General features: G+C 65.8%; 27 protein-coding genes and 1 pseudogene. 22 read left to right on the forward strand and 6 right to left on the reverse strand.

Annotation, left to right across the window (positions count from 1 at the left end; all coding sequences use genetic code 11):
* The 11 genes and pseudogenes from AC5RWX_RS19535 to AC5RWX_RS19585 all read left to right on the forward strand — a co-directional run.
* A pseudogene (locus AC5RWX_RS19535) lies at window positions 1-159 on the forward strand (alpha/beta fold hydrolase); the annotation flags it as partial.
* Window positions 156-608 (forward strand): 4-carboxymuconolactone decarboxylase, encoded by a 453-nt coding sequence (pcaC, locus tag AC5RWX_RS19540; protein ID WP_494097982.1) that lies wholly within the window; start codon window positions 156-158, stop codon window positions 606-608. The pseudogene AC5RWX_RS19535 and the gene pcaC, both read left to right, overlap by 4 nt.
* Complete coding sequence (locus AC5RWX_RS19545) at window positions 605-1,834, forward strand: thiolase family protein (RefSeq protein ID WP_494097983.1); 1,230 nt, start codon at window positions 605-607, stop codon at window positions 1,832-1,834. The genes pcaC and AC5RWX_RS19545 overlap by 4 nt, the downstream gene beginning before the upstream one ends.
* A gap of 2 nt (window positions 1,835-1,836) precedes the next feature.
* Window positions 1,837-2,520 carry a 3-oxoacid CoA-transferase subunit A gene (locus tag AC5RWX_RS19550; protein ID WP_494097984.1) on the forward strand — a complete coding sequence of 228 codons (684 nt, stop codon included), beginning with the start codon at window positions 1,837-1,839 and terminating at the stop codon, window positions 2,518-2,520.
* A 1-nt stretch (window position 2,521) separates the two neighbouring features.
* Entirely contained in the window at window positions 2,522-3,196 is a 675-nt protein-coding gene (locus AC5RWX_RS19555) for a 3-oxoacid CoA-transferase subunit B (protein ID WP_494097985.1), read from the forward strand.
* Between the two features lie 24 nt (window positions 3,197-3,220).
* Window positions 3,221-4,024 carry an IclR family transcriptional regulator domain-containing protein gene (locus AC5RWX_RS19560; RefSeq protein WP_494097986.1) on the forward strand — a complete coding sequence of 268 codons (804 nt, stop codon included), beginning with the start codon at window positions 3,221-3,223 and terminating at the stop codon, window positions 4,022-4,024.
* 60 nt (window positions 4,025-4,084) lie between these two features.
* Window positions 4,085-4,411, forward strand: a complete 327-nt coding sequence (locus AC5RWX_RS19565) for an MmcQ/YjbR family DNA-binding protein (protein WP_494097987.1) — start codon at window positions 4,085-4,087, stop codon at window positions 4,409-4,411.
* A gap of 169 nt (window positions 4,412-4,580) precedes the next feature.
* Window positions 4,581-5,750: a Re/Si-specific NAD(P)(+) transhydrogenase subunit alpha gene (locus AC5RWX_RS19570; protein WP_494097988.1), complete on the forward strand. Its 1,170-nt coding sequence runs from the start codon at window positions 4,581-4,583 to the stop codon at window positions 5,748-5,750.
* Window positions 5,750-6,070 carry an NAD(P) transhydrogenase subunit alpha part 2 gene (locus tag AC5RWX_RS19575; protein ID WP_494097989.1) on the forward strand — a complete coding sequence of 107 codons (321 nt, stop codon included), beginning with the start codon at window positions 5,750-5,752 and terminating at the stop codon, window positions 6,068-6,070. Before AC5RWX_RS19570 ends, AC5RWX_RS19575 begins: the two co-directional genes overlap by 1 nt.
* The gene (locus AC5RWX_RS19580; protein ID WP_494097990.1) at window positions 6,067-7,440 is read left to right on the forward strand and encodes an NAD(P)(+) transhydrogenase (Re/Si-specific) subunit beta; all 1,374 of its coding nucleotides are present in this window, start codon (window positions 6,067-6,069) and stop codon (window positions 7,438-7,440) included. The genes AC5RWX_RS19575 and AC5RWX_RS19580 overlap by 4 nt, the downstream gene beginning before the upstream one ends.
* Window positions 7,441-7,522: 82 nt before the next feature.
* On the forward strand, window positions 7,523-8,440 hold the full coding sequence (locus tag AC5RWX_RS19585) for a diacylglycerol/lipid kinase family protein (RefSeq protein ID WP_494097991.1): 918 nt from the start codon (window positions 7,523-7,525) through the stop codon (window positions 8,438-8,440).
* Here the strand turns inward: AC5RWX_RS19585 and AC5RWX_RS19590 are convergent, their stop codons facing one another.
* Complete coding sequence (locus AC5RWX_RS19590; protein ID WP_494097992.1) at window positions 8,441-9,280, reverse strand: ACT domain-containing protein; 840 nt, start codon at window positions 9,278-9,280, stop codon at window positions 8,441-8,443.
* A gap of 374 nt (window positions 9,281-9,654) precedes the next feature.
* On the opposite strand from AC5RWX_RS19590, the gene AC5RWX_RS19595 reads away from it, so the two are divergent.
* Window positions 9,655-10,398: an IclR family transcriptional regulator gene (locus AC5RWX_RS19595; RefSeq protein WP_494098008.1), complete on the forward strand. Its 744-nt coding sequence runs from the start codon at window positions 9,655-9,657 to the stop codon at window positions 10,396-10,398.
* Window positions 10,399-10,518: 120 nt separating this feature from the next.
* On the forward strand, window positions 10,519-11,709 hold the full coding sequence (locus AC5RWX_RS19600) for a 4-hydroxybenzoate 3-monooxygenase (protein WP_494097993.1): 1,191 nt from the start codon (window positions 10,519-10,521) through the stop codon (window positions 11,707-11,709).
* Window positions 11,710-11,785: 76 nt separating this feature from the next.
* Here the strand turns inward: AC5RWX_RS19600 and AC5RWX_RS19605 are convergent, their stop codons facing one another.
* The gene (locus AC5RWX_RS19605) at window positions 11,786-12,325 is read right to left on the reverse strand and encodes a TetR/AcrR family transcriptional regulator (protein ID WP_494097994.1); all 540 of its coding nucleotides are present in this window, start codon (window positions 12,323-12,325) and stop codon (window positions 11,786-11,788) included.
* 52 nt (window positions 12,326-12,377) lie between these two features.
* Here AC5RWX_RS19605 and AC5RWX_RS19610 point away from each other — a divergent pair, with 52 nt between their 5' ends.
* Complete coding sequence (locus AC5RWX_RS19610) at window positions 12,378-13,445, forward strand: FAD-dependent monooxygenase (protein WP_494097995.1); 1,068 nt, start codon at window positions 12,378-12,380, stop codon at window positions 13,443-13,445.
* A gap of 93 nt (window positions 13,446-13,538) precedes the next feature.
* Here the strand turns inward: AC5RWX_RS19610 and AC5RWX_RS19615 are convergent, their stop codons facing one another.
* Window positions 13,539-14,042 (reverse strand): GNAT family N-acetyltransferase, encoded by a 504-nt coding sequence (locus tag AC5RWX_RS19615; RefSeq protein ID WP_494097996.1) that lies wholly within the window; start codon window positions 14,040-14,042, stop codon window positions 13,539-13,541.
* 145 nt (window positions 14,043-14,187) lie between these two features.
* Here AC5RWX_RS19615 and AC5RWX_RS19620 point away from each other — a divergent pair, with 145 nt between their 5' ends.
* The 3 genes from AC5RWX_RS19620 to AC5RWX_RS19630 all read left to right on the forward strand — a co-directional run bounded on the left by AC5RWX_RS19620 (window position 14,188) and on the right by AC5RWX_RS19630 (window position 16,026).
* Window positions 14,188-14,700: a MarR family winged helix-turn-helix transcriptional regulator gene (locus AC5RWX_RS19620; protein WP_494097997.1), complete on the forward strand. Its 513-nt coding sequence runs from the start codon at window positions 14,188-14,190 to the stop codon at window positions 14,698-14,700.
* A gap of 79 nt (window positions 14,701-14,779) precedes the next feature.
* Window positions 14,780-15,100 (forward strand): hypothetical protein, encoded by a 321-nt coding sequence (locus AC5RWX_RS19625; protein WP_494097998.1) that lies wholly within the window; start codon window positions 14,780-14,782, stop codon window positions 15,098-15,100.
* Window positions 15,097-16,026, forward strand: coding sequence for a serine/threonine-protein kinase (locus AC5RWX_RS19630; RefSeq protein ID WP_494097999.1), 930 nt, complete (start codon window positions 15,097-15,099; stop codon window positions 16,024-16,026). Before AC5RWX_RS19625 ends, AC5RWX_RS19630 begins: the two co-directional genes overlap by 4 nt.
* Here the strand turns inward: AC5RWX_RS19630 and AC5RWX_RS19635 are convergent.
* Together AC5RWX_RS19635 and purB are read right to left on the reverse strand one after the other, a co-directional pair.
* Window positions 16,023-16,697 (reverse strand): histidine phosphatase family protein, encoded by a 675-nt coding sequence (locus AC5RWX_RS19635; RefSeq protein WP_494098000.1) that lies wholly within the window; start codon window positions 16,695-16,697, stop codon window positions 16,023-16,025. The two genes, AC5RWX_RS19630 and AC5RWX_RS19635, sit on opposite strands and share 4 nt — an antisense overlap.
* Window positions 16,698-16,798: 101 nt before the next feature.
* Window positions 16,799-18,241, reverse strand: a complete 1,443-nt coding sequence (purB, locus tag AC5RWX_RS19640; RefSeq protein WP_494098001.1) for an adenylosuccinate lyase — start codon at window positions 18,239-18,241, stop codon at window positions 16,799-16,801.
* 170 nt (window positions 18,242-18,411) lie between these two features.
* On the opposite strand from purB, the gene AC5RWX_RS19645 reads away from it, so the two are divergent.
* Entirely contained in the window at window positions 18,412-18,714 is a 303-nt protein-coding gene (locus AC5RWX_RS19645; RefSeq protein WP_494098002.1) for a hypothetical protein, read from the forward strand.
* Between the two features lie 38 nt (window positions 18,715-18,752).
* Complete coding sequence (locus AC5RWX_RS19650) at window positions 18,753-20,057, forward strand: hypothetical protein (protein WP_494098003.1); 1,305 nt, start codon at window positions 18,753-18,755, stop codon at window positions 20,055-20,057.
* Between the two features lie 45 nt (window positions 20,058-20,102).
* On the opposite strand, the gene AC5RWX_RS19655 is transcribed toward AC5RWX_RS19650, so the two are convergent.
* Window positions 20,103-20,525 (reverse strand): phage holin family protein, encoded by a 423-nt coding sequence (locus AC5RWX_RS19655; protein ID WP_494098004.1) that lies wholly within the window; start codon window positions 20,523-20,525, stop codon window positions 20,103-20,105.
* Window positions 20,526-20,774: 249 nt separating this feature from the next.
* Here AC5RWX_RS19655 and AC5RWX_RS19660 point away from each other — a divergent pair, with 249 nt between their 5' ends.
* The 3 genes from AC5RWX_RS19660 to AC5RWX_RS19670 form a co-directional block, all read left to right on the forward strand.
* Window positions 20,775-22,145 (forward strand): pectate lyase family protein, encoded by a 1,371-nt coding sequence (locus tag AC5RWX_RS19660; RefSeq protein ID WP_494098005.1) that lies wholly within the window; start codon window positions 20,775-20,777, stop codon window positions 22,143-22,145.
* Complete coding sequence (locus tag AC5RWX_RS19665) at window positions 22,145-24,022, forward strand: pectinesterase family protein (RefSeq protein WP_494098006.1); 1,878 nt, start codon at window positions 22,145-22,147, stop codon at window positions 24,020-24,022. The genes AC5RWX_RS19660 and AC5RWX_RS19665 overlap by 1 nt, the downstream gene beginning before the upstream one ends.
* A gap of 147 nt (window positions 24,023-24,169) precedes the next feature.
* A partial coding sequence (locus tag AC5RWX_RS19670; RefSeq protein ID WP_494098007.1) for an aminotransferase class I/II-fold pyridoxal phosphate-dependent enzyme occupies window positions 24,170-24,734 on the forward strand: 565 nt, incomplete at its 3' end.

A 24,734-nucleotide genomic window follows, 5' to 3' on the forward strand; every position in this document is an offset into this window, starting at 1 on the left:
GAGGAAGTGGCAGCGGGCATCACCGCCGGCGGCGGCACCGCCACCGCCGTCACGCTTGAGGGCGTGGCCCACCTGGCTCCCGCCGAGGCGCCGGCCCACGTTGCCGAGCTGATGCGGGGCCTTCTCTCCTGGGCCGAGTCACGGGGAGCAATCATATGAGCGGCCTTCAGCCCGGCAGTGAGCGGCACGGGGTGGTCCAGCCCGGCGCCACCAGCCAGGAGATTTACGACGGCGGCATGAAGGTCCGGCGCGAAGTCTTGGGTGACGCGCACGTGGACCGGGCCAACGCCACCAAGGACGTCTTCACGGAGGACTTCCAGGACATGATCACGCGGATCGCGTGGGGTGGAATCTGGACCCGCCCCGGACTGACTCGGCAGATGCGCTCTGCCGTCACCATTACTGCAATGGTGGCGCACGGGCACTGGGAAGAACTGACCATGCACATCCGCGCGGCACTCACCAACGGCCTCAGCAGGGACGAGATCAAGGAGATCCTGCTGCAGACCGCCATCTACTGCGGGGTTCCCTCCGCCAACACCGCCTTCAAGACAGCACAGCAGGTGTTCCATGAAATGGATAACACCGGAATGGATATCACCCCATGAACCAGGCTTTTGTGTACGACGCCGTGCGCACCCCGTTCGGCAAGTTCGGCTCCGGCCTCGCCGGTGTCCGCCCGGACGATCTCGCCGCGCATGTGATCAGGGAGTCCGTGACGCGCGCCCCCGCCCTTGACCCGGAGCGGATCGATGAAGTGGTGTTCGGCAACGCCAACGGCGCCGGTGAGGAGAACCGCAACATCGCCCGGATGGGGACGCTGCTGGCCGGGCTGCCGGTGTCGATTCCCGGCACGACGGTCAACCGGCTGTGCGGCTCATCCCTGGACGCCGCGATCATCGCTTCCCGCCAGATCAACGCCGGCGACGCCGACCTGGTGCTGGTGGGCGGGGCCGAGTCGATGTCCCGCGCCCCCTGGGTCCTGCCCAAGACGGAAAAGCCCTACCCGGCCGGGGACATGACCCTGGCCTCGACCACCCTTGGGTGGCGTCTGGTGAACAAGGCGATGCCGAAGGAGTGGACAATTTCCCTGGGGGAGGCCACCGAGCGGCTCCGGGAGAAGTACAAGGTCACCCGGGCGCAGCAGGACCAGTTCGCCGCGGACTCGCACAACCTGTCCGCAGCGGCGTGGGATGAGGGGTTCTACGACAACCTCGTTGCGCCGGTGCCGGGGACGGATTTGGTGCGGGATGAGGGGATCCGCCCGGGTTCCACCGCCGAGAAGCTGGCCGGGCTGAAGACGGTGTTCCGCAACGAACCTGAAGGTGCAGAGGTGGGCGGCACGGTCACGGCCGGGAATGCTTCCCCGCTGTCCGACGGCGCCTCCGCGGCCTGGATCGGATCCGAGAGTGCCGCCGGGCTGCTTGGGCTTGAGCCCCTGGCCCGGATCGCGGGCCGCGGCGCGCACGGCAACGACCCGCAGTACTTCGGGTTCGCCCCGGTGGAGGCGGCCAACAAGGCCCTCGCGAAGGCAGGTATCGGCTGGGACCAGGTGGGCGCCGTCGAACTGAACGAAGCGTTCGCCGCGCAGTCCCTGGCGTGCATCAATGCGTGGGGCATCGACCCCTCCATCGTGAACCGGCACGGCGGGGCCATCGCGATGGGCCACCCGCTCGGCGCTTCCGGAACCCGCATCCTCGGCACCCTCGCCCGGTCCCTGCAGGTTTCCGGTCAGCGCTGGGGTGTCGCGGCGATCTGCATCGGCGTCGGGCAGGGCCTGGCCGTCGTGCTCGAAAACGTCACCGCCACCGGCACCAACACAGGAAGGGCCTAGCCATGTTGAGCTTCGTAGATTCGGTCCAGGAGGCCGTGGCCGGGATCAAGGACGGTTCCACCGTGATGATCGGTGGGTTCGGCAACGCCGGGCAGCCCTTCGAACTGATCGACGCGCTGATGGACTGCGGCGCGAAGGACCTGACCGTGGTGAACAACAACGCCGGCCAGGGCGACCAGGGCCTGGCGCTGCTGATCAAGGAAGGCCGGGTGAAGAAGATGATCTGCTCCTTCCCGCGCCAGTCCGACTCCTGGCACTTCGACGCCAAGTACAAGGCCGGCGAGATCGAGCTCGAACTCGTGCCGCAGGGCAACCTGGCCGAGCGCATCCGCGCCGCCGGCGCCGGCATCGGCGGGTTCTTCACCCCCACCGGGTACGGCACCATGCTGGCCGAGGGCAAGGAAACCCGGATCATCGACGGCCGCGGCCAGGTGTTTGAAACCCCCATCCACGCCGACGTCGCCCTGATCAAGGCGCTCAAAGCCGACGGCAAGGGCAACCTCGTCTACCGCAAGACTGCCCGCAACTTCGGCCCCATCATGGCCGCGGCAGCGAAGCGCACCATCGTCCAGGTCTCCGAGATCGTGCCCACCGGGGCCCTGGACCCGGAGAACATCGTCACCCCCGGAATTTACGTCAACAGCATTGTCCGCGTAGCCGGCAGCACTGCAGAGAAGGTGGCCTGAGATGAGCACCGCAACGTCCATCCAGACCTCGGAGACGGCCATGGGCCGGGATGACCTCGCCCGCCTGGTGGCCCGCGACATCGCCCCCGGATCCTTTGTGAACCTCGGAATCGGCCAGCCCACCCTGGTCTCCAACTACCTCACCGAAGAGCAGAACATCACGCTCCACACCGAGAACGGAATGCTCGGCATGGGACCCGAAGCCACAGGGGACCAGATCGACGGGGACCTGATCAACGCCGGCAAGATCCCCGTCACCGAACTGCCCGGTGCGTCCTACTTCCACCACGCCGACTCCTTCGCGATCATGCGCGGCGGACACCTGGACATCTGCGTCCTGGGCGCGTTCCAGGTCTCGGCCACCGGTGACCTCGCGAACTGGCACACCGGGGCTCCCGGTGCGATCCCCGCCGTCGGCGGCGCCATGGACCTGGCCACGGGCGCCAAGGACGTCTTCGTGATGATGACCCTGCTCACCCGCGAAGGTGCCTCCAAAATCGTGGAAGCCTGCACCTACCCGCTCACCGGCGTCGGCTGCGTCACCCGCGTCTACACGGACAAGGCCGTCTTCCTCACCGGACCCGGCGGCGCCACGGTCCGCGAGACCTTCGGCTGCACTTTGGAGGAGCTGCAGGAGCTGGTGCCGGCACCGCTGAAGGCCGCCCCGGCGGCTTGAGGCGGGCCCCTAGGATTGATAACCATGACCAACGCAGCAGCAGCGGGTGCCCCGCAGGCCAGCGACCAGTACGTCCAGTCGCTGGCCCGCGGGCTCGCCGTCATCCGCGCGTTCGATACCGAGCATCCCGTTATGACCCTGACCGAGGTGGCAGCCCGGACCGACCTGACCCGGGCTACGGCGCGGCGGTTCCTGCACACCCTGGTGGAACTGGGTTACGTGCGGACCGACGGTAAGACGTTCGCCCTCACGGCCAAGGTCCTCCAGTTGGGCTACGCGTACTTGTCAGGTTTGTCATTGCCCCAGCTGGCGCAGCCGCATCTCGAGGAGCTCTCGCTGAAGCTGGGGGAGTCCACGTCCGCGGCGGTGCTGGACGGCACGGACATCGCCTATATCGCCCGGGTTACGACCCGCCGGATCATGAACGTCGGCATCACAGTGGGCACCCGCTTCCCGGCCTACGCCACCTCCATGGGCAGGGTGCTCCTGGCCGGGCTGCCGGCCGCAGACTTGAAGGCGTACCTGGCGGCCGCGGACATCAAACCGCTCACCCCGCGCGCCCTGGGAACCGTCCAGGAGTTGCTGGCCGTCCTGGACACCGTCCGCGCCCAGGGCTGGTGCCTGCTGGACCAGGAACTGGAACTGGGTCTGATGTCGGTAGCCGCACCGGTCTACGACGGACCCAAAGTAGTGGCCGCCGTGAACGTATCACTCCAGGCCCAGTCCGTGGCGGCGCATCCTGACCCGGATGCCTACCTGGCATCGGTGGCCAAGGAAATCATGGCAACCGCGAAACTCGTCTCCGCGGACCTCAGCGCCCGGGGGTAAACGCGTCTTCCATAATGCAGGCTCTTGTCCGGTGCCCGCGGCGCAGGCAGACTGTGGCACATGGCCACCGAGGATGATGTCCGAAGAACTGCCCTCACGCTGCCGGGGGTCACGGAGCGGCAGAGCTGGGGCCGGCCGGCATGGTTCGCCAAAACCCTGATGGCCCGGATTTGGGAGCCCGGGGTCCTCACGGTCAAAACGGAGGAACGCGAGGCCCTGGCCGGAACCGAACCGGAAACCTACTTCTGGACTCCCCACCACGATCGCTCACCGCAGCTGGTCCTGGTACGGCTGGACCGCGTCGACGCGAAGCTGCTGGAGGAACTGCTGCAGGATTCCTACCGGCTCGCCGGAGGGGAACGCAGCAGCCGGCGAACCACCAGGTAACTGTTTGCATCCAAGCCAGCAGCCCTACTCCCGCGGCAGCGGTACGGGCCATAGACTCAAGCCAACTACGTGCAGCAGCGCCGCTCCGTGAAGCCGAATAATTCAGACGAACCAGGTACGGCCCAGCAGGGCGGCGTTGCCGCACCCGTGCAACGATTGGAGTCGGCGGGTGAAACTGGGCATACCGCGGGAACGCCGTGAGGGTGAGCGGCGGGTGGCCGCCACACCGGAGACGTTGAAGCAACTGGCAGCGCTGGGCGTGGAAATACTTCTTGAGGCAGACGCGGGTGCAGCCGCCGGCTACCCGGACGCAGAGTACCGCCAGGCCGGAGCCCACATCGTTCCGCAGCTCGACGAAGCCCAGCTGGATGTCCTCACCCACGTCCGGCCACTTGATCCGCAAAGGGCGGGGTCCCTGAAAAGGGGAGCGGTAACTGTGGGACTGGCATCGCCGTCGTCAGAATTGCCCACCGTCCAGGCGCTCGCGGATGCCGGCGTCACATCCTTCGCCCTTGAGCTCGTGCCCCGCATCTCCCGGGCCCAGTCCATGGATGCCCTCAGCTCCCAGGCCCTGGTGGCCGGTTACCGCTGCGTCCTGGAAGCCGCCATCCGGCTGCCCAGGTTTTTCCCGCTGTACATGACCGCCGCCGGCACCGTCCCGCCCGCCCGCGTCCTGGTCCTCGGAGCGGGGGTGGCCGGGCTGCAGGCCATCGGCACCGCGAAGCGGTTGGGCGCCCGGGTCTTCGCCAACGACATCCGGCCCGCCTCCGCGGACGAGGTAGCGTCCATGGGCGGCACCTTCATCCGGCTGGACCTCGAAACCGCGGAGGCAGCCGGAGGCTACGCACGCCAGCTCAGTTCCGACGCCGGAACCCGGCAGCGGCAGCTGCTCGCCCCGCACGTTGCCCAGGCGGATGTCCTGATCACGACGGCGGCCGTTCCCGGCAGGCGCGCACCCCTCCTGGTCACCACTGAGATGGTGCAGGGCATGCGGGCCGGGTCCGTCGTCGTCGACCTCGCCGCTGAGTCCGGCGGCAACGTGGAAGCGGTGGTGCCCGGGCAGGACATTCCCGTTCCCACAGCCAACGGCTCCGGCTTCGTGACCCTGGTGGGCTTGAAGGACGCCCCCTCCGCGATGGCGTCCGATGCCTCCCGCTTGTACGCCAAAAACGTCGCCAACCTGCTGGCCCTCATGATCCGGGACGGTGCGTTGGCGCCCGACTTCGCCGACGAGGTGCTGGCAGGCTCCTGTCTGACACACGACGGCTCAGTCCGGCACCAGCCCACCGCGGAACTGCTGGCCGCCAGGGCAACCAGCCGGCGGGAAGGGGTTCTCTGATGGACGGGATGAGTTTGCTGACCATCACGGTCCTGGCGGTGTTTGTCGGCTTTGAGGTGGTCTCCAAGGTTTCCAGCACTCTGCACACGCCGCTGATGTCCGGCGCGAACGCCATCCACGGGATCATCCTGATCGGTGCCATTATTGTTGCTGGCCAGGCAGCCGATCCGTGGGTGCTCGCAGTGGCTCTCCTGGCCGTCGTCCTGGCCACCGCAAACCTTGTGGGAGGTTTTGTGGTGACCGACCGGATGCTGCACATGTTCCACGCGCGCAATCAAGCGGCGCGTAAAGAGGGCGCCGGGAAGGTGGAAGGCAAGTGAGCCTCCTCGACCCCGTGTGGACATCGCTCCTGTACCTTGCCGCCGCCATCTTTTTCATTCTTGCGCTGCGCGGCCTCAGCTCGCCCCGCACCGCCCGCCGGGGAAACCTCATCGGCGCACTCGGTGCCCTGATCGCCGTCGTCACCGTCTTCCTGTCCTCGCGGCTGGAGAACATCCCCTGGATCCTGGCCGCGATAGTGGTCGGATCAGCGGTGGCTGCCCCTGTGGCCCGGCGGGTCAAAATGACGCAGATGCCGCAACTGGTGGCGCTCTTCAACGGTGTGGGCGGTGGTGCTGCGGCGCTCGTGGCGTTCCTGGAACTCAGCCATACGGACGATCCCTGGGTCCGTCTCGCGATCGTGTTCACCCTGCTGGTGGGTGCTGTTTCCTTCGCAGGGTCCGGGGTTACCTTCGCGAAGCTGCAGGAACTGATGACCACACGGCCCGTGGTGTTTAGGGGGCTTCCGGCCGTGATGGGAGTGGTGCTGCTCGCGGCGGTCGCAGCCGGCGTCACCGTCATCCTCACCGGTTCTGCCCCGCTCGCGGTGCTGCTCCTGGTCCTGGGGCTGGCCGCCGGGGTCCTCCTGGTGCTGCCCGTGGGCGGCGCGGACGTCCCCATCGTCATCTCGCTGCTTAACGCCTTCACCGGACTGGCCGTGGCGGCGTCGGGCGTGGTGCTGGGCAATGTGCTGCTGGTGGTGGCGGGCACGCTGGTGGGCGCCTCGGGCACCATCCTGACCCGCGCCATGGCAGCGGCGATGGGCCGCAGCGTTGCCGGCATCCTGTTCGGCGCCTTCCGGGGAGGTTCGACGGCGGGATCCACGGCCGTGAGCGAGCGTCCGGTACGCTCTTCCAGCGCTGAGGACGTGGCGGTACTCCTGGGCTACGCGCAGCGCGTGATCATCGTTCCCGGCTATGGCCTGGCCGTGGCGCAGGGCCAGCACACGGCGGCAGAGTTGGCCCAGGCGCTGGAGGCCCGCGGCATCGAGGTGGATTTCGCCATCCATCCCGTGGCCGGCCGGATGCCCGGACACATGAACGTGCTGCTGGCCGAAGCCAACGTGCCCTACGAATCGCTCAAGGAGATGGGCGAGATCAACCCGCAGTTCAAGACCGCGGATGTTGCGCTGGTGGTAGGTGCCAATGACGTAGTCAACCCGGCCGCCAAGACCTCCTCGGGGTCGCCCATTTACGGCATGCCCATCCTGGAAGTTGCCGATGCCCGGCAGGTGGTGTTCCTGAAACGGTCCATGCGGCCGGGCTTCGCCGGGATCGAGAACGACCTGCTTTACGAACCCCAGACGTCCCTGCTCTTCGGCGACGCCAAGGACTCCCTCGCCCAGGTTCTTGGAGCAGTAAAAACGCTCTAGCCGGCAAGCTGATGACCTGCTTTCAGCAGTCAGGCTAGTCTTCTTTGAGAAGTAACCTTTCCATCCGCCACCAGAGGACGCCATGACTGCCAACTCCACTGCCCTCAAGCGCGCAGCCGTCATCATCAACCCTGCCAAACCGGTGGACATCGACGTACGCGGGCTCGTAGCGAAGCACTGCGTCGAGAACGATTGGGGCGAGCCCATCTGGTTCGAAACCACCAAGGAGGACCCCGGCGTCGGCCAAGCGAAGGAAGCCCTCGCGCAGGGGGCAGACATCGTCATCGCTGCCGGCGGCGACGGAACCGTCCGGTGCGTGGCTGAGGTCCTGTCCGGCGGCGAAATCCCCATGGGCCTGCTTCCCCTGGGCACCGGCAACCTGCTGGCCCGCAACCTGGGCATGGATGTCACGGATTACGACGGCGCCATGGCCGGCGCCCTGATTGGCACAGAGCGGAAGATCGACGTTGTCCGTGCCCGCCGGAGCGACCCCGAGAAGGAGCAACTCTTCCTGGTGATGGCCGGTGTGGGGTACGACGCCACCATCATGGCCGACACCAACGAGGAACTTAAGCACAAGGTGGGCTGGTTGGCCTACGTGGATGCCGGCATCCGCAACTTGCCGGGCAAGCCGGTCAAGGCAACCATCGTGATCGACGGCAAACGGGCAGTGCGCCGCGGTGTGCGCAGCGTCATGGTGGGCAACTGCGGCAAGGTCCAGGGCGGCCTGGAGATCTTCCCGGAGGCCAAGATGGATGACGGGCTGCTGGACGTGGCGGTACTGGCTCCCCACCATGGCCGGCTGGGCTGGCTCTCGGTGGTTGCCGGAATGATCGGCAAGGGCCGGGGCAAGGACACCGCCGTGGAGTACTACCAGGGCAAGACCGTGGAGATCATCCTGGAACATAAGGATGACTACCAGCTGGACGGTGACCACGAGGGCAAGGGCAAGCACGTCCTGATGACAATGGACCCGGGCGCACTGACCATCCGGATGTAACTAGTTGGGCGTGCTGGCCGCCCGCTGGTGCGACAGGATTTCGGCGAGCTCTGCGAGCCGGTGGGCCCGGGCTGATTCCGCCAATGTAAACGGTTCCCCCGGCCGGGCGAAGATGATGGGGCCGTGCCACGCGGTGGGGATCTTGAGCCAGGTGCCGGCGTCGTCCTTTTCCAGGGCGGCCGCCGCAGGGGTGAGGATCCGCGCCCGGAGCAGCTCCGCCACCGCCAGCGGAAGTTCGTCCGGTGCGTCCGCAATCCGCGCCGCAAGGCTGAGGGCCCTGGTCTGCCCGTCCGCCATGGCCAACGCGGTGGTGGGCCAGACGTGCGAGCTGGTGCCGCCGCCGTCGTGCAGCGCGTCCAGGAGTCCGCGCTCGCCAATGTGCCCAGGGGCGGAGAGCACAAACTCGTCCAACACCCCGTCCGCCACCGGATGCACGTGGATGCTCAGGATGTTGGTTCCGCTCCGGGCCAGCGCCTGGGTGACTTTCTGCAGGGAACCGGGCTCGTCGCGCAGGACGGTGCGGGCGCGCCATAGCGCAGGTGCCGCCCCCAGCTTCCGTCGGTGGCGCAGCGCCGGGGCGTGAAGCCAGCCGCGCAGGATCCGGGCAGCTGACGGCTCGGCCACCCAGATCACCAGGACCGTGGCGGTCAGGGTGAGCACCAGTACCTTGGCCACATAGGGCAGGTGGGTTTCGACCACCAGGGCGTGCACCAGGAGTTCGATGGGCAGCATCACTGCCACGTTGGCCAGGGTCAGGCGCGCCTTGGGAGGTTCGGGCATCAGGCCGCAGACCTCACAGCTCAATTCAGCCGCGGGTGTGTTCGGTATGGTGGGCTTCATGCCCCAAGCATCAGGGGGCGCTGTTTCAGCGGTGTTGCCCCGCGGTTCCATTCGTGGGAACGTCCGGGCCGGCTTCGGAGGGCCGCGACGCAGGATTTTGCAGGAACGTCAGCGCGGCCGCCCGTCAGAAGTCCAGCCGCAGGAAGGCGCTCCTTTCGTGAAGACTGCTCGCTGAGATGTTCAGCATTGGTCGCGGCAACAAGGACCACCCGGCGCTGGGGTGCGCTGTGGGCGTCTTCGTCCCGCTCCTCACGCTGGTTCTGCTGGGCCGCGTTGTAAAAGGACGACAGCGGGAGTTCAGTGGGTGCGCCAGCCGACGCAGGTGCCGCGGCGGTAGGCTGGGAACGTCCCATTGAACGGAAGCGGGGTGTGTGGTGGCCAATTCCGCGTCAGGTGATTCGGTGGTGGACAGGATCGTCCGCCTGATCGTTGCCTTCCCCCAGGATGTCCACGCCCTTCAGCTCTCGGAACTTGCGGAACGCGCAGGCCTTCCGCTGACCACCACCCACCGGCTGGTCCGCCAGCTCGCCGGCCACGGACTCCTCGAAGCCGGACCCGGCGGCTCGGTGCGGCCCGGACTTCGGCTGTGGGAGCTGGCCAACCGGACCTCTCCCACCCTTGCCCTCCGGCAGGCGGCGATGCCTTTTATGGAGGACATCCAGCAGGTCCTCAACCAAAACGTGAACCTGGCGGTGCTTGACGGCTGGGAGGCCCTCTTTGTGGAGAGGCTGTCCCGGCGGGGTTCGGTGGCCAACCGGGCGCAGGTGGCAGGCAGGATGCCGGTTCACATTTCTTCTGCCGGGCTGGCGCTGATGGCCCACCAGGACAAGGCCCTCCAGGGACAGTACCTGGACCAGTTCAGCGACCCTGACGGGGAGGTCAGTCCTGATGACGTCCGCGGGCTGCTGGCCGAAACTGCGCACCAGGGATTCGCCCAGCTGAAGGGTGTGGTGGACCCGGATACCTGGGGTATCGCTGTCCCCGTGCTGAACCGCCGGCAACGCGCGGTTGCGTCGCTCGGCGTCGTAGTGCCCCTGCGTGAGATGCGTCTGCAGGCGCTGGTGCCCGCGCTGCAGACCGCCGCGCGCGGCATCGCCCGCCGTCTGGCCGATTCCTGATACTCCTGCCATTCAACGGAATCGATGTGCCGGCAGTCACTCCGCGTGGCGCACACTGGGTGCCAGACCAGCAGACCCGGCACCGCCCTCGCGGAGCCCGCAATGAAGCGAGACAGCGCCATGGCAACACGTAAAATCATCACCACCCAGGTGGCCATCATGGGCGCCGGTCCTGCCGGGCTGATGCTCTCCCACCTGCTGGCGAACGCCGGTATCGAGTCCACCGTGATCGAGGTCCGCAGCCACAAGGAGATCTCGGAAACGGTCCGCGCCGGCATCCTGGAGCACGGTACCGTCAACATGTTGGTTGACAGCGGTGTCTCGGACCGGGTGCTGCGCGACGGCGACCGGCACGACGGCATTGAACTGCGCTTCAACGGCGAGAGCCACCGCGTCGACTTCAAGGAATTGGTGGGGGAGTCTGTTTGGCTGTACCCGCAGACGGATGTGTTCCTGGACCTCGCCGCGCGCCGGAAGGACGACGGCGGCGACGTCCGCTACAGCGTCACGGACACCTCCGTGCACGACCTTGAGGGCAAACCGAAGGTCCGGTTCACCGACGCCGAGGGCACGGAGTTCGAAATCCAAGCCGACTTCGTGGTGGGTGCTGACGGCTCCCGCAGCCACTGCCGGTTCCAGATCCCGGAAGCGCACCGCAAGTGGTACTTCCACGAATACCCCTTCGCCTGGTTCGGCATCCTGGCCGAAGCCCCGCGCAGTTCCGATGAGCTGATTTACGCCAACTCGGCCAACGGCTTCGCCCTGATCAGCCAGCGCACCGAAACCGTCCAGCGGATGTACTTCCAGTGCGACCCCAAGGAAAACGTCGCAGAGTGGGACGACGACCGGATCTGGGCCGAGTTCCGCAGCCGGGTCAACGGCAACGGCTTCGAGCTCAAGGAAGGCCCGGTCATCGAGAAGATGGTCCTGCCGTTCCGCAGCTTCGTCCACACGCCCATGCGCCACGGCAACCTCTTCCTGGCCGGGGACGCCGCACACACCGTGCCGCCCACCGGCGCCAAGGGCCTTAACCTGGCAATCCATGACGTGAAAGTCCTCTTCGAAGGACTCGACAGCCACTACAGCTCCGGCTCCGGCCGCTTGCTGGAGAGCTACAGCGACCGGGCCCTGGAGCGTATATGGAAGGCGCAGCAGTTCTCCTACTGGATGACCACCATGCTGCACACCCCTACCGACGCCGATGACTTCTCCCACGCCCGGCAGCTCGGCGAACTGCATTCCGTCGTCTCTTCCCGCCACGGCATGGCCTACCTTGCCGAGGCGTACACCGGCTGGCCAAGCCAGGCCTGACAACTCCTGGGTGCGACGCCGGGCCGGCGCAGGCCAAGGCAGCAGGTCGCCGTCGTGCGGGGTGGCGAAGGGAGCGTCAGGGTGCCAGCAGCCGCCGGACTGCTGCAGCGATGGCGGCAGCGTCTGGCTGTTCGTCCCGCCTGACCGTGAGCAGATGGAGCAGGACGCCGTCGCCGTAATCCGCCAGGTCACGGGCGCGGCCGGGCGCATCAGCGATTCCCAGCACGGCGAGGGCCTTCTCGAGGCCGCCTACCAGCCGGAAGTGTCCGGCTGTTACTGACTCGGGCTGGTCCAGCGAGAGGGCCAGCCGGGCGCGGGTGAGGCCCTGGTGCTGGCCGGCCAGGGCCAGCACCAAATCGGCCAGTTGGGCTGCCAGCTCCTCAACGTTCTGGGGCAGGCCGGCCGGTCCCTGGTCCTGCAGGAGTGCGGCATCCAGCTCCAGCAGCCGGTCCAGTACCGCTTCGACCAGGGCAGTGCGGCTCCGGTAGTAGTTGGAGGTGGTGCCTTGAGGCAGGTGCGCCGCGGCGTCAACGGCCCGGTGGGTAAGTCCCTTCATGCCGTTGTCCGCCACTAACTTCAGGGCGGCATCCATCAGTTTCGTACGACGGTCAGGCATGGGCCCAGTGTATGACCCTTTCCAAACACTACAAAAGTAGTAGAATCGATCCATGGAAACAATTTCGATTGTTGGGGGTGGCATTGCCGGTTTGGCGCTGGCGTCCTGCCTGGACCCGGACCGTTTCGACGTGACCGTTCACGAGAAGCGGCCCGAGCTCCCAACCGTTGGTAACGCGCTGGGGATGTGGCCGAACGCCCAACGCGCGCTCGCCCGGATCGGGGTGCTTGAGGAGGCGCGGTCCGCCAGTCCCGTGATTGGCAGCGGCGCCGTCCGTAACGCTGCCGGCGAGCCCTGGGTCACTGTCAGCTGTGGGGATATGTTCGCGATTTCCCGGGTTGACCTGCTGCGGCTGCTTGATGCTGCCGTACCCGGTACCGTGCGCCGCGTGACGGGCAATGTCCAGGCGCTTCCGGCCGACGGCGGCCTGGTAGTCGGGGCGGACGGGGTGCACAGCATTGTCCGCCGGGAGGTGTGGGGTACCCGCACCTCTGCCAGACTCACCCCATACGTTGCCTTGCGCGGGACTCTTCCTTCGCGGGTCAACCCGGACGCAGTCGGAGAGTACTGGGGCCGCGGCGACTTGTTCGGCCTCGCCGCTGCGCAGGATGGGTTGTTCTGGTACGCCAGCTACCGGTCCGTGCTTGGCCCCTACAAAATCGACGCTGCGTCAGCCTTGGTGCAGGCCCGGAAGCGCTACGCCGGGCATGCACCAGCCATACGCCAGGTGCTCGCTGCCGCTACACCTGGAGACATCTTGGTGCAGCGGATCTGGACAGCTCCCCCTCTCAAGTCCTTCATCCGCGGCAGGTTTGTGCTCATCGGCGACGCCGCGCACGCTATGGCCCCGAGCCTCGGCCGTGGTGCCTGTGAATCGTTGGTGGACGCGGTAACCCTGGCTGACTTCCTCAACACACTGCCCGAGGATGAGGCACTTCGCGCCTACGACCGGCGGCGCCTGCTGCGGACCGGCGCCTTGAGCCTGGCGTCCTCGGCACTCGTACGCATCGCCCTGGCGGATCGTGCCCAACCACTGCGTGACAGCCTATTAAGGCTGGCCCGCCGCCAAAACCAAAACCGGCGCGCCGCCGTCGGCAACAGTTTGCTGAGGATGGCGTAGATGACCGCTTCCTCATCAATCCACTTCAGCAGGCTGCCGCCCTCGGGCCGGACCCACCGAGTGTGACGGATCCCCGGCGACCCACCGCTCCTGCTAGGCCATGGCAGTATGCGCAGCGCTGCGGGCATGGATGCTCTTGGCGTAGCAGGAGGAGTGCGCAACGCCAACGTAGGGGCCGAAGTTGGGTACCGGCTCGAAGCCGGAGCTCTGGTAAAAGTTGCGCCCGTCGGGTTGGGCGGAACCGGCCTCGGCTTTGATGCGCGTAATCCCCTGCTTGAAGGCCTCGGCTTCCAGCGCGGCCAGGATGGAGCTGGCCACTCCTGAGCCGCGGGTGTACGGGACAACGTACAAACGCTTAATCTCCGCCGTGGTTGCGTCGATCATCCGCAGGCCCCCGCATCCCACCGGCTGGCCCGATCCCTTGTCGTAGGCCACCAGGAACACGGCGCAGTCAGAGCCCGACGGTGGCGTGCCGGGTTCGTGGTCAGGGGTACCAAAACGCGCATCGAGTTCGGCTTGTTGCGCGCGGCGCAGGTCCGCGCCCACCGGGTTGGCCCAGGCGACCTGCCGGATGTTCAGGCGCGGGTTGGTCTGCATGTCTGCCTCGATTCGCCGAAGGGATATGCAAAACAAGGATAGAAGTGTGGGGTTACGCTCGTGTTTCTGCCCGGTAAGCACGCGAATAACGTCAGCGGGATAACTCGCTTGGCTGTCTAGATACCAGCTGATCTAGAATGTTTGCATGCGTTCCACCGGTAATGAAGGCTCTGGCTATTGGTACGGCCCCGACGGCCAGTTGGATTACAGCGCGGCAGTACTTAAGTCCCTACGGGATTATCGGGCCGCCGAGACAACAGTCCGGCGTTTTACCCGCGACTCCATGGGCATGGGAGAAACGGACATCCTCGCCCTGCGCTACCTCCTGCGCGTCCAGGCAGCAGGCGAGGCGACAGCACCAAAGGACTTGAGCCAATTCCTGGGAATCACCAGCGCCTCCACCACCACGCTGATTGACAGGCTTGTGCGGAGCGGGCACGTGCGGCGGGAAGCTCACCCTACGGACCGGCGCTCCGTGGTGGTGGTTCCAACCGTTGAGTCGGACAGGGAAGTCCGAGTGACCCTCGGTGCGATGCACCGCCGCATGATGGGGGTTGCTGAAGGGTTAAGCGCCGAGGAGGCGCATGTTGTCATCAACTTCCTTCAGCGAATGACTGACGCCCTGCAGGACGTTGGTGACGGGCGCGCCGAGAAGTAACTAGCTTGACTAGCTAGATTGCCTAGTAATATGTATGCTTACGATCAATCCTGAAATTACTTCGGCTGGAGTCGTGAGTGTGTTGGTAACTTTTACTGAGCTTGGCGGCCTTGGCGCCTGTGCCAACAGCGTGGCGCTGCACGATGCAGGGCAGGTGAACAGCGTGTGGCGCGAAGCCCCCCTGCACTGCGGAATATCCATGGAACTGGTTACGCCTGCTGTGGGGCCGGTCGCCGTCGGCTACACCTTCGAGCCCGACGGCGGCGGTCCCGTCCGGCTTCCTCCCGTCTGGCGCTGCGGCTGCGGCTTTCAGCTCGACGCCTGGGTCCGGTCCCCCTACGCTTCCCGGGAGCAGTTTGATGGTCCGGGAGAAGCCCATACAGCGGCCCTCTCCGCATGAGTTCCGCCGCAACAGCGCCACTGCAGAAGAGCGCTGCCCCTCTTTCCGTCAAGGCCCTGGCGGCGGGCCGTTACCACCTCAGAGAACGCTTGGGCCGGGGCTCACTGGCGGAGGTTTTCCGCGCTGCCGACCGTGCGGGCGGTCCCGATGTTGCCGTCAAAGTCGCCGTTGGCAGCTCCGAAAAGCACTTCGAGAGGATCCGCAATGAAGCAGAGGTCCTGGCCGCACTGAAGCACCCTTCCATAATCAGGTTCATCGCCCACGGCGTGATGCCCGCCGGGACGCCACTGGCCGGCCGCCCATTCCTGGTTGAAGAGCTCGCCCTCGGCGACAGCCTCGCAGAGACAGCCCGCACCGCCCGGCCCGGTGCCGGTGATGTTGCCGGTTGGGCATCCGGCCTCTTTGGGGCTCTTGCCCATCTGCACGGGCAGGGACTGGTCCACCGTGACATCAAGCCCGCCAACCTGATGCTCAGCGGCCTGCGGAGGAGCCCGGTGCGCATCATCGACTTCGGCATCGTGGCTGCCGCCGGCTCGGCTCCCGAGCCGGGGATCTCGTCAGGAACGGTGCACTATATGAGTCCAGAGCAGGCGGCGGGTGGATCAGCCCAGACCACCTGGGACGTCTACGCCATGGGCCTGGTCCTGTTGGAGCTTTTCACGGGGTCGAAAGCCTTTCCCGGCACCGTCATCGAATCCCTGGTGGCGAGGACCCTTCGCAGCCCGGTCATCCCGGACTCCCTAGGTCCAGGATGGTGCAGCTTTTTGGGGACCCTGACGGCTATGGACAGCAATGCACGGCCGAGCGCGGCTGAGGCGGCCGTGATGGCTGCGCGGCTTGTGCCCCCGGTACCCGTTGTGGGGAGCACCAGCCCGTGCCGAAAAATAGCCCTGTTCCCGGCCCGCCGGATCGGGCAGCCGGTTTAGGGCCCCTCCACGTTCCGTCCGGTAGGGTCCTCAGCCGTGGGATCGGCAAGTGCCAGGCCGCCCACCGGGCTGCCGTCCCAGTGGATCAGCCTCCACCCGCTGTCCGGATCACCCTCCAGCGCTACAATCCCGGTGTTGGCCAATGCGTGTTTCGCGGCGAACTCGTGGTCTGCGTCCTCGGCCCGCCGTCCGGCCCAGGTCCGGATGGCAGCGCCGTGGCTGACAACTGCTGCAGTGGCCTGATCCCCGGATGCACGTTCCAAAACCCGGGCAATGGCTGCATCAAACCGATCGAAGAAGTCGTGGCCGTCGGGCCCGGCCGGCATCCGCTGGTCAAGATCCCCGGCGGCCCAGGAAAACACCGTGCCCATGTACCGTTTGTGCGACTCGTGGTCGGTCAGTTTTTCCAGTGACCCAGCCTCGATTTCGTGGAGGCCATCCATGACTTCGACGTCCAGGCTGTGCAGCCGGCCCAACGGTGCTGCGGTGACCTGGGTTCGAACCAGGGTGGAGGCATAAAGAGCCTCGATTGGCTCCTTCGCCAGCGACCGGGCCAGGGCTTCGGCCTGCCGCTCACCCAGTTCAGTAAGCCCGGGACCGGGGTGGGCGGTGTCCAGTTGGCCAAGCACGTTGCCCGGAGTTTGTCCGTGGCGGATCAGAAGCAGCTTCATTCCTCCAGTTTCGCACCTTGAAGCAGGGCGCTGGCCGGCCGGAAGGGGAGGAATGAAGGAAGGCGCCGGGCCCTCCCGGACCCGGCGCCGCCGTCGTACTTTTACTTCAGGTGGTCCACCAGCCGGTCCGCGATGCCGGTGTACTTCCCCGGGGTCAGCGCGAGGAGCCGGGCTTCGGCTTCGGGGGAGAGGCCCAGACCCTGGACGAATTCCTGCATGCGGGCGGCGTCAACACGCTGTCCGCGGGTGAGGTCCTTGAGCCGCTCGTAGGGGTTCTCCATGCCTTCGACGCCGGCGATCGCCTCTGCCCGCATGACCATCTGGATCGCTTCGCCCAGGACTTCCCAGTTGGTGTCCAGGTCTCCGGCCAGCACGTCCTCGGCAACGTCGAGGCGTTCCAGGCCCTTGGCCACGTTGGAGATGGCCAGGAGTGAGTGGCCGAATGCTACACCGATGTTGCGCTGGCTGGAGGAGTCTGTGAGGTCACGCTGCCAGCGGGACGTAACGAGCGTGGATCCCAGTACATCCAGCAGCCCGGAGGAGATTTCCAGGTTGGCCTCGGCGTTTTCGAAGCGGATGGGGTTCACCTTGTGCGGCATGGTGGAGGACCCTGTGGCGCCGGCCACGGGGATCTGCGCAAAGTAGCCGATGGAGATGTAACTCCAGATATCCGTGCAGACGTTGTGCAGGATGCGGTTGAAGCGCGCGACGTCGGCGTAGAGTTCAGCCTGCCAGTCGTGGCTTTCGATCTGGGTGGTCAGGGGATTCCAGGTCAGTCCCAGTGCTTCCACGAAGGATTTGGACACCTGCTGCCAGTCCGCGCCGGGAACCGACGCAACATGGGCGGCGTAGGTGCCGGTGGCGCCGTTGATCTTGCCCAAGTATTCAGTTTTGGCGATGCGGTCAAGCTGGCGCGTGAGCCGGTGCGCGATGACGGCCAGTTCCTTGCCCAGCGTGGTGGGGGTGGCGGGCTGTCCGTGGGTGCGGGACAGCATGGGGACGGCCCGGTTGTCCTGGGCCATCTTGCTGATCTGCGCCACCAGGGCGCGCGCTGCCGGAAGCCACACGTCCTCCACAGCACCCTTCACGCCCAGCGCGTAGGAGAGGTTGTTGATGTCCTCGGACGTGCAGCCGAAATGCACCATGGCCGTGAGGTTTTCGATGCCGATCGCCGGGAGGCGCCGGCCGATGTAGTACTCCACGGCCTTCACGTCGTGGACGGTCACCGCTTCGATGTCAGCCAGCTCGGCCACCGATCCGGCGTCGAATTCGGTGACGATGGCGCGCAGCTGGTCTTGCTGAGAAGGGGTCAGGGGACCGGCGCCGGGAAGCACGTTGTTGCTGGTCAGATGGATAAGCCATTCAACTTCAACGGCCACGCGGTCGCGGTTGAGTGCCGCCTCGGACAGGTAATCCACGAGCGGGGCGACGGCGGACTGGTAACGGCCGTCCAGCGGGCCGAGCGAGATTCTTTCCGGGGACGCGGCGAGGGCCAGGCGTCCTGAAGGGGTACGGGTGTCAGCTGTGGCGGCAGTTTCAGGCATGTGCTGATTCTTTCATGAACTCCTGCGGCGGCTTGAGCCATTCCTGCGGGATTACTTGTCCACATAGGCGACGGCGGCGGTTGGGCCGCCAGATTGTCCTCCGTAGCGTTCACGCCAGTAGGTCAGGGCGTACGTGCGGGCGCTGGGCGATTCCGGGAAGGGGAACGGCAGTGAGCAGTGAGCCGGCAGGGACAAACCTGCAGGAGGATATGTTGCGCGCTTCCCAGGTGGAGCAGGTGGCCGCGCGTGTGGCCTCCTGCGTTCGTCGCGGCGAGGACGTCCTGGCAGGCTTCAGGGATATTCAGTTGCTGGAATGGGAGTCGCCGGCCGGCCGGGCTTACCGGGATGCGGTATCACTGCAGTGTGCTGCTTTGCGGTACGCCCTTGAGGGGCTCCTCGAAGCGAAGGCTGCTGTGGAGAGGCATGCCCGCGAAACCTTCACCGCTGACTGCACTTATCCGGGCAGGCCGTGATGGCCGAAGCTACGCCGTCCGGGAGCGGCCCCATAAGGGTGTACGCTCCTCCCGACGACGGGCCCCTCACGATCCGTGGTGGTGTCGGCGGCATCAGTTTCCAGTTGGAGGAACTGGCCGGAGGTGCCGAAAGGGTGGAAGACCTCGCTGCCAGGCTTTCCGAACTGGAGGTTGAAGTCCGCCGCATCTGGGAAGACCTCGTTCCCTTCCAGAACCTGCCCCGCTGGTCCGGGACCATTGCCCTGAGCGCGGTAGGGGAGTCCGAGCGGAGCCTGCAGGCAGTGCGGCTCGAGCTGCAGCGCATGAGCGGCCAGGTGCGGGCCTGCAAACGGGAGTACGAGATAGCGGAGACCGTGGCGGCGACTGGGCGGAGTATTGGCATTCCAGACCTGGAGGCTGAACGGGAAAGGCATGCAGACTTTTGGAGGACTGGCTTCCTCAACAGAAGTGCCCTCGAAAACATGTCAGCAGGGGCGGTACCCGCCACGCCCTTTCTCAAGGCGCTGCTGGAGGGTGCGTGGCCAAGCATGCGGTCCCGGCAAGTGGAGCTCGAGCGAAAGGAGAGCATTCCAATTGACCTCGACGCTTCTCCCACAGGGCTGCTTGAACGCGTCAGGCTGATTGATCAGCGCGGGGCGGGTTTCATCGAAGTCATCGAGGTCGATCACGACGGACAGAACGTTTACGTGGTGGTGATCCCGGGGACCCAATTGGATGGTGGAGTTGCGAGCGGGAATCCTTTTGGCTTGAGCGGAATAGCCGAAGGGGTAGGCAGCAATTCCAAGAACGTTAGGGCGGCAGTTATGGAGGCGCTGACGGCGGCTGGAGCCCAAAGGGGAGCAACTGTCGTGGGAGTTGGCTATAGCCAAGGAGGGATTCACGCCATGAACTTGGCAGCAAGCGAGGAATTCCTGGCTGACTACAACCTCAAGTACGTTCTCACGGCAGGGTCGCCCGTCGCTGGAATCAGGGCGAATGCGGACGTCAGCACCCTCCATCTTGAGCACCGGACGGATTGGGTCCCCGGCACCGACGGTGCGCCCAACCCGGATGCCAAAAACCAGGTCACAGCCACGATGACGAACAACCTGCACGTGCAGACTGGGGAGAATGTGGGCATCGGTCCGGGCCACCAGCTGAGCGGCTATCAGGACGCTGCCCGGCTCGTTTCAGCCAGCGATGACCCCTCGTTGGCCGGGTCAACCACCGTGCTGGTGGCTGTGCTCGGCGCGGGCGGCGCAGCCACCGCTACCCGCTTTTCCCTGACGCGTGCCAAGGCTCCCACGCCAAATCTCCATGCAGCCGACACCGGCAGGCAGGAGCGCGGGTACGGCGGCCGGTAGGGAGGTTCCTTCAGCATCTGCAGCGGCAGCGCCCCGGATGTTCAGCTACCTTCGGGTTCCAGTAATCCGGCCAGCCACCAGCGAGACCAAGGTGATGATGATCGCCGCGAAAACCGCAGTCCAGAAGAAGGAATCGATGGTGAAGTTCACCGGCGTGTAGCTGCTGATCCAGGATGTCAGGTAGAGCATCGCCGCGTTGATGACAACCGTGAACAGGCCGAGAGTCAGGATAGTGAGGGGCAGCGCGAGGAGGCTCACCAACGGGCGGACCAAGGCGTTCACCAAGCCAAAGATGGCGCCGATGAACAAGTAGGCAAGGACAATCCCGATGGTGTCCGGTCCCTGCGTCACACCGGTTTGTGCCACTGCGTCCGTGGCTGCGGAGCTGGAAATTTCCAGCCCCGGCAGCATCCAGCTGGCCACCCAGAGGGCAAGGGCGTTGATCAGTACCCGGGCAATCAGTCGCATAACCCAATGGTTGCATACCCCGGGGAGGCCCCTGCGGGGTAACGCTGAAGCGTCGGACCGTTCCCTGCGTAAAGCCCCGCCCGAGCGTGACGGGTGCCCGTGACTTGGGTATGAAAACCGGTGTCAAATATCAACTAGCCCTTGACAAGCAGAAAGCGTTTTCCCATAGTTGAGAAATCGCTTTCTGACGTGTTGGTGATTCCAGACCGGCACCGAAGCGTGGTTCATTCCAATGAAGGAAGAGAGATCATGCGCAAGAAGATGCCATTCGCGCCCGTATCGGTCGCCGCGGCCATCGCCGTATCCCTGCTCGCAGCACCTGCCCATTCATCAGCAACTCCATCCCCGCAGGCGGATCCGACAGCCCAGACCGCCCGCCAGCCGCTTGAACGCCAAGTACTCCCCAAGAACGACGGCTGGGCGGCCTCGGGGGCCGGCACCACCGGCGGGTCAGCCGCAGCGGAAGACCGGATCTACGACGTCTCCAACAGAGGACAGCTCCTCGCGGCCCTCGCTACGGGCACTGAATCCAAAATCATCAGGGTCCATGGGGACATTGCCGCCAACGCCACCCCGGACGGCGCACCGGTGAGCTGCGAAGACTATGCCAGCGGTACCGGCTACTCCCTCGCCCAGTACCTCTATGATTTCGACCCGGCCCGCTACGGAACTGCGAAAAAGCCGGAGGGCGCGCAGGAGAATGCGCGGCGACTGGCCGCATCCAAGCAGGCCGCCGCCATCCGGTGGGACATCCCCAGCAACACTACGATCGTCGGTGCCGGCCCGGACAGCAGCATCACTGGAGCCGCCCTGAGGGTCAACGGCGCAGAAAACGTCATCTTCCGGAACCTCACCGTGCGGGACGCCGCCGACTGCTTCCCGTCATGGGACCCCACGGACGGGGCCACGGGCAACTGGAACAGCGAGTACGACCTGCTGCAGATCATCAACGGCTCGAAGCACGTGTGGGTGGACCACTCGCACTTTACCGATGCCCCGAACCTGGACAGCGCCCAGCCCAGCTACTTCGGCCGCCCGTACCAGGTCCACGACGGAGCAGTGGACGTCACCAACGGCTCCGACCTCGTAACGATGTCCTACAACCGGTTCTCAGAGCACGACAAGCTCCTGCTCATCGGGTCCACGGATTCGACCAGCCGGGGAGACGCCGGCAAGCTGCGGGTGACCATCCACCACAACGTTTTCGAGAACGTCGGCCAGCGCGCACCCCGGGTGCGTTTTGGCCAGGTGGACGTCTACAACAACCACTTCAAGACAACCCCAGGTTCGGATATCCCATACGGATACACCTTCGGTGCAGGTGTTGAGTCACACCTGCACGCCGAGGCCAATGCCTTCACACTCCCCGCGGACATCCCCGTGCAGTCCCTGATCTCCTACTTCAAGGGGAAGGTCATCACCACCAGCGGAAACGCAGTCAACGGCAAAATCGTGGACCTCCGCGCCGCCTATAACGAAACTGCGCCTGCGGACAGGCAGTTGAGCGCCGATGACACCTGGACGCCCGTACTGCGGACGCACGTCAACGCCGCCCAGGCCGTTCCCGCCCTCCTGGCGGACGCCGTCGGGCCGATCTTCACGGCGGGGGATGCCCGCTGATGCGGCGCTTCCAACCCACGCGCCGCTCAATGCTGGCGGCTGTTGCAGCTGGAGCAGTGACCGCGGCCGCCGGATTCGCCGGGCCGGGGGTTGCCCGCTCAGAAGCCGCAGTCCGCGCCGTGACGGTCCCCCCGCACGCAAGAACCAAGCCCGTGATCTTCGTGGTGGGCGATTCCACCTCCTCCGCCTACCAGCACTCCGAACGTCCCCGGGCCGGCTGGGGGCAGGCCCTCCCGCTGCTGTTGGGGCCACAGGCCGACGTCTTCAACTACGCCTGGTCCGGAGCTTCGTCCAAGAGCTTCGCCGACGCGGGCCTGCTGGATGAGGTGGTGGCCTTGCTCCAGCCTGGCGACTTCCTGCTCATCTCCTTCGGGCACAATGACGAGAAGGTTGAAGACCCTGCCAGGGGAACCGATCCGCAGACCACTTTTAAGAAGTACCTGCAGAAGTACATTGACGGTGCCGCCGGCCGTGGCGCCAAAGCCGTACTGGTAACGCCGGTGGAACGCCGCCGGTTCAGTGCCCTTGGCATCGCCCAGGACTCCCACGGTGCATACCCGCGGGCTGTACGTGAACTCGCCGCGGCCACCAGGACGCCGCTTGTAGACCTCACCGCTTCCTCAAAGGATCTGTGGCAGAAGCTCGGCGAAGAGGGAACCAAGTCCCACTTTCTCTATGCCTCGCCGGGCCAGTATCCGCAGTACCCGCAAGGCGTGACCGACAATACCCATTTCCAGGCGGAAGGCGCCCTGGCTGTGGCAAGGCTGGTTGCGTCTGAACTTCGCGCGCAACAAGCGCTTCCCCCCGGGTACTTCCAGCACCTCAATGCCGGGCTGAATGCCCTCACCGGCATCTACTGGCCCAGCGAACGCCCCGTGGACAAGCCCACGATCCTGGAGGTGGGCAGGGGCCAGGCGTTCACGACAGTCCAGGCCGCAGTGGACGCGGTGGCCGCAGGCAGCACCCGCCGCACCCTTATCCGGATCCAGCCCGGCGTCTATCGGGAGGCCATCAGGGTGCCGGCCAACAAGCCAAGAATCTCGTTCCTGGGGCTCGGCAGGAAAGCGGAAGACGTTGTCCTGGTGTACAACAACGCCTCCGGCACTCCTAAGCCGGACGGTACCGGACCCTACGGGACGGGCGGAAGCGCAAGCGTTCGGATTGACGGGCCGGACTTTACCGCTTCAAACATCACCTTCAGCAATGACTTTGACGAGGGTGCCAACCAGGAGATGAAGAACCGCCAAGCGGTGGCGCTCTTCCTGACAGGAGACCGTGCCGTCCTCAACAACGTCCGGTGCCTGGGCAACCAGGACACGCTGCTGGTTGATTCCCCCTCCCGCGGGGTACAGTCGCGTTTCTTCTTCAGCGGCTGCTACATCGAAGGCGACGTGGATTTCATCTTCGGCCGGGGCACTGCGGTCTTCTCCGGAAGTGAAATCCGCTCCCTTGACCGTGGGTCCGGCAGCAACAACGGCTACGTTTCGGCAGGCAGCCTGAATATCGGGATCAAGCACGGGTACTTGTTCTCCGGCTGCCGCTTTGTGTCAGACGCCGCTGCCGGTTCAGTCCATTTGGGCCGTCCCTGGCACCCCAGCGGGGACGTGGAAGCCATTGCCCAGGTGCTCATCCGGGATTCTTGGCTGGGCCGGCATATTTCAGACGCACCCTGGACAGACATGAGCGGTTTCTCCTGGCGGGAAGCCCGCTTCCACGAATTCAACAACAATGGCCCGGGGTCCCGCATCACCCCGGACAGGCCGCAACTCGAACCGGGGAGGGCGCAGGAGTTCACCACGGAGGCCTATCTCCGGGGAACCGACGGTTGGGCTCCCCAGCTGGCGGGCACCAGCTCCGACAGCACTCCCCGGGTGTAGGCCCTCCCAGCGGGGCGAAAGAAACAGGTGGCCGGACGGGTCCGCGGTTGTGATGCACCCGTCCGGTTGCCCGTTCCACTGCGGCGGCTGGGCGCGACCCGCACATGCCGCATTCCGTCCCGCGGCGGGAGAAGTAGGCTGGGTTGCATGACTTCATCAGATACCCTCGCCGGGGGCATCCAGCCGCGCCCTGTGGTGGCAAAGCTGCCCCGCTATGCCGCTGGCAAACCTCCAGTCGCCGTGGACGGACTGGCCAGTTACAAGCTGTCTTCCAACGAAAACCCTTTGCCCCCGATTCCTGCGGTCATCGAGGCGATTGCACGGCACACGGATTTCAACCGCTACCCGGATCCGCTGAGCAGCAGGCTCCGCACAGAGCTCGCCGCGTTCCTGGATGTTCCCGCCGAGGACATCGTCACTGGCGCAGGCAGCCTGGGCGCCCTGAACCAGATCCTGGCTGCGTTCGCGGGGCGGAACGAAGACGGCAGTCCGGATGAAATTATCTACGCCTGGCGCTCGTTCGAGGCCTACCCCATCAGTGTTGGCCTCTCCGGTGCGGAAGGCGTCCCTATTCCGCTGGCTGAGGGCGGCCGCCATGATCTCAAGGCCATGGCCGCGGCAGTCACGGCCCGCACGAAGGTAATCCTTTTGTGCACCCCCAACAATCCCACCGGTCCTGCCCTGGCTGGGGCCGACACAGAGGCGTTTATCC

It is taken from the genome of Arthrobacter sp. SPT-J7, assembly GCF_059089965.1.

Coding starts and splice junctions, on each gene's coding strand:
- pcaC (WP_494097982.1), top strand. CDS start 156: ATGAGCGGCCTTCAGCCCGGCAGTGAGCGGCACGGGGTGGTCCAGCCC.
- AC5RWX_RS19545 (WP_494097983.1), top strand. CDS start 605: ATGAACCAGGCTTTTGTGTACGACGCCGTGCGCACCCCGTTCGGCAAG.
- AC5RWX_RS19550 (WP_494097984.1), top strand. CDS start 1,837: ATGTTGAGCTTCGTAGATTCGGTCCAGGAGGCCGTGGCCGGGATCAAG.
- AC5RWX_RS19555 (WP_494097985.1), top strand. CDS start 2,522: ATGAGCACCGCAACGTCCATCCAGACCTCGGAGACGGCCATGGGCCGG.
- AC5RWX_RS19560 (WP_494097986.1), top strand. CDS start 3,221: ATGACCAACGCAGCAGCAGCGGGTGCCCCGCAGGCCAGCGACCAGTAC.
- AC5RWX_RS19565 (WP_494097987.1), top strand. CDS start 4,085: ATGGCCACCGAGGATGATGTCCGAAGAACTGCCCTCACGCTGCCGGGG.
- AC5RWX_RS19575 (WP_494097989.1), top strand. CDS start 5,750: ATGGACGGGATGAGTTTGCTGACCATCACGGTCCTGGCGGTGTTTGTC.
- AC5RWX_RS19585 (WP_494097991.1), top strand. CDS start 7,523: ATGACTGCCAACTCCACTGCCCTCAAGCGCGCAGCCGTCATCATCAAC.
- AC5RWX_RS19590 (WP_494097992.1), bottom strand. CDS start 9,280: ATGAAGCCCACCATACCGAACACACCCGCGGCTGAATTGAGCTGTGAG.
- AC5RWX_RS19600 (WP_494097993.1), top strand. CDS start 10,519: ATGGCAACACGTAAAATCATCACCACCCAGGTGGCCATCATGGGCGCC.
- AC5RWX_RS19605 (WP_494097994.1), bottom strand. CDS start 12,325: ATGCCTGACCGTCGTACGAAACTGATGGATGCCGCCCTGAAGTTAGTG.
- AC5RWX_RS19610 (WP_494097995.1), top strand. CDS start 12,378: ATGGAAACAATTTCGATTGTTGGGGGTGGCATTGCCGGTTTGGCGCTG.
- AC5RWX_RS19615 (WP_494097996.1), bottom strand. CDS start 14,042: ATGCAGACCAACCCGCGCCTGAACATCCGGCAGGTCGCCTGGGCCAAC.
- AC5RWX_RS19620 (WP_494097997.1), top strand. CDS start 14,188: ATGCGTTCCACCGGTAATGAAGGCTCTGGCTATTGGTACGGCCCCGAC.
- AC5RWX_RS19630 (WP_494097999.1), top strand. CDS start 15,097: ATGAGTTCCGCCGCAACAGCGCCACTGCAGAAGAGCGCTGCCCCTCTT.
- AC5RWX_RS19635 (WP_494098000.1), bottom strand. CDS start 16,697: ATGAAGCTGCTTCTGATCCGCCACGGACAAACTCCGGGCAACGTGCTT.
- purB (WP_494098001.1), bottom strand. CDS start 18,241: ATGCCTGAAACTGCCGCCACAGCTGACACCCGTACCCCTTCAGGACGC.
- AC5RWX_RS19655 (WP_494098004.1), bottom strand. CDS start 20,525: ATGCGACTGATTGCCCGGGTACTGATCAACGCCCTTGCCCTCTGGGTG.
- AC5RWX_RS19660 (WP_494098005.1), top strand. CDS start 20,775: ATGCGCAAGAAGATGCCATTCGCGCCCGTATCGGTCGCCGCGGCCATC.
- AC5RWX_RS19665 (WP_494098006.1), top strand. CDS start 22,145: ATGCGGCGCTTCCAACCCACGCGCCGCTCAATGCTGGCGGCTGTTGCA.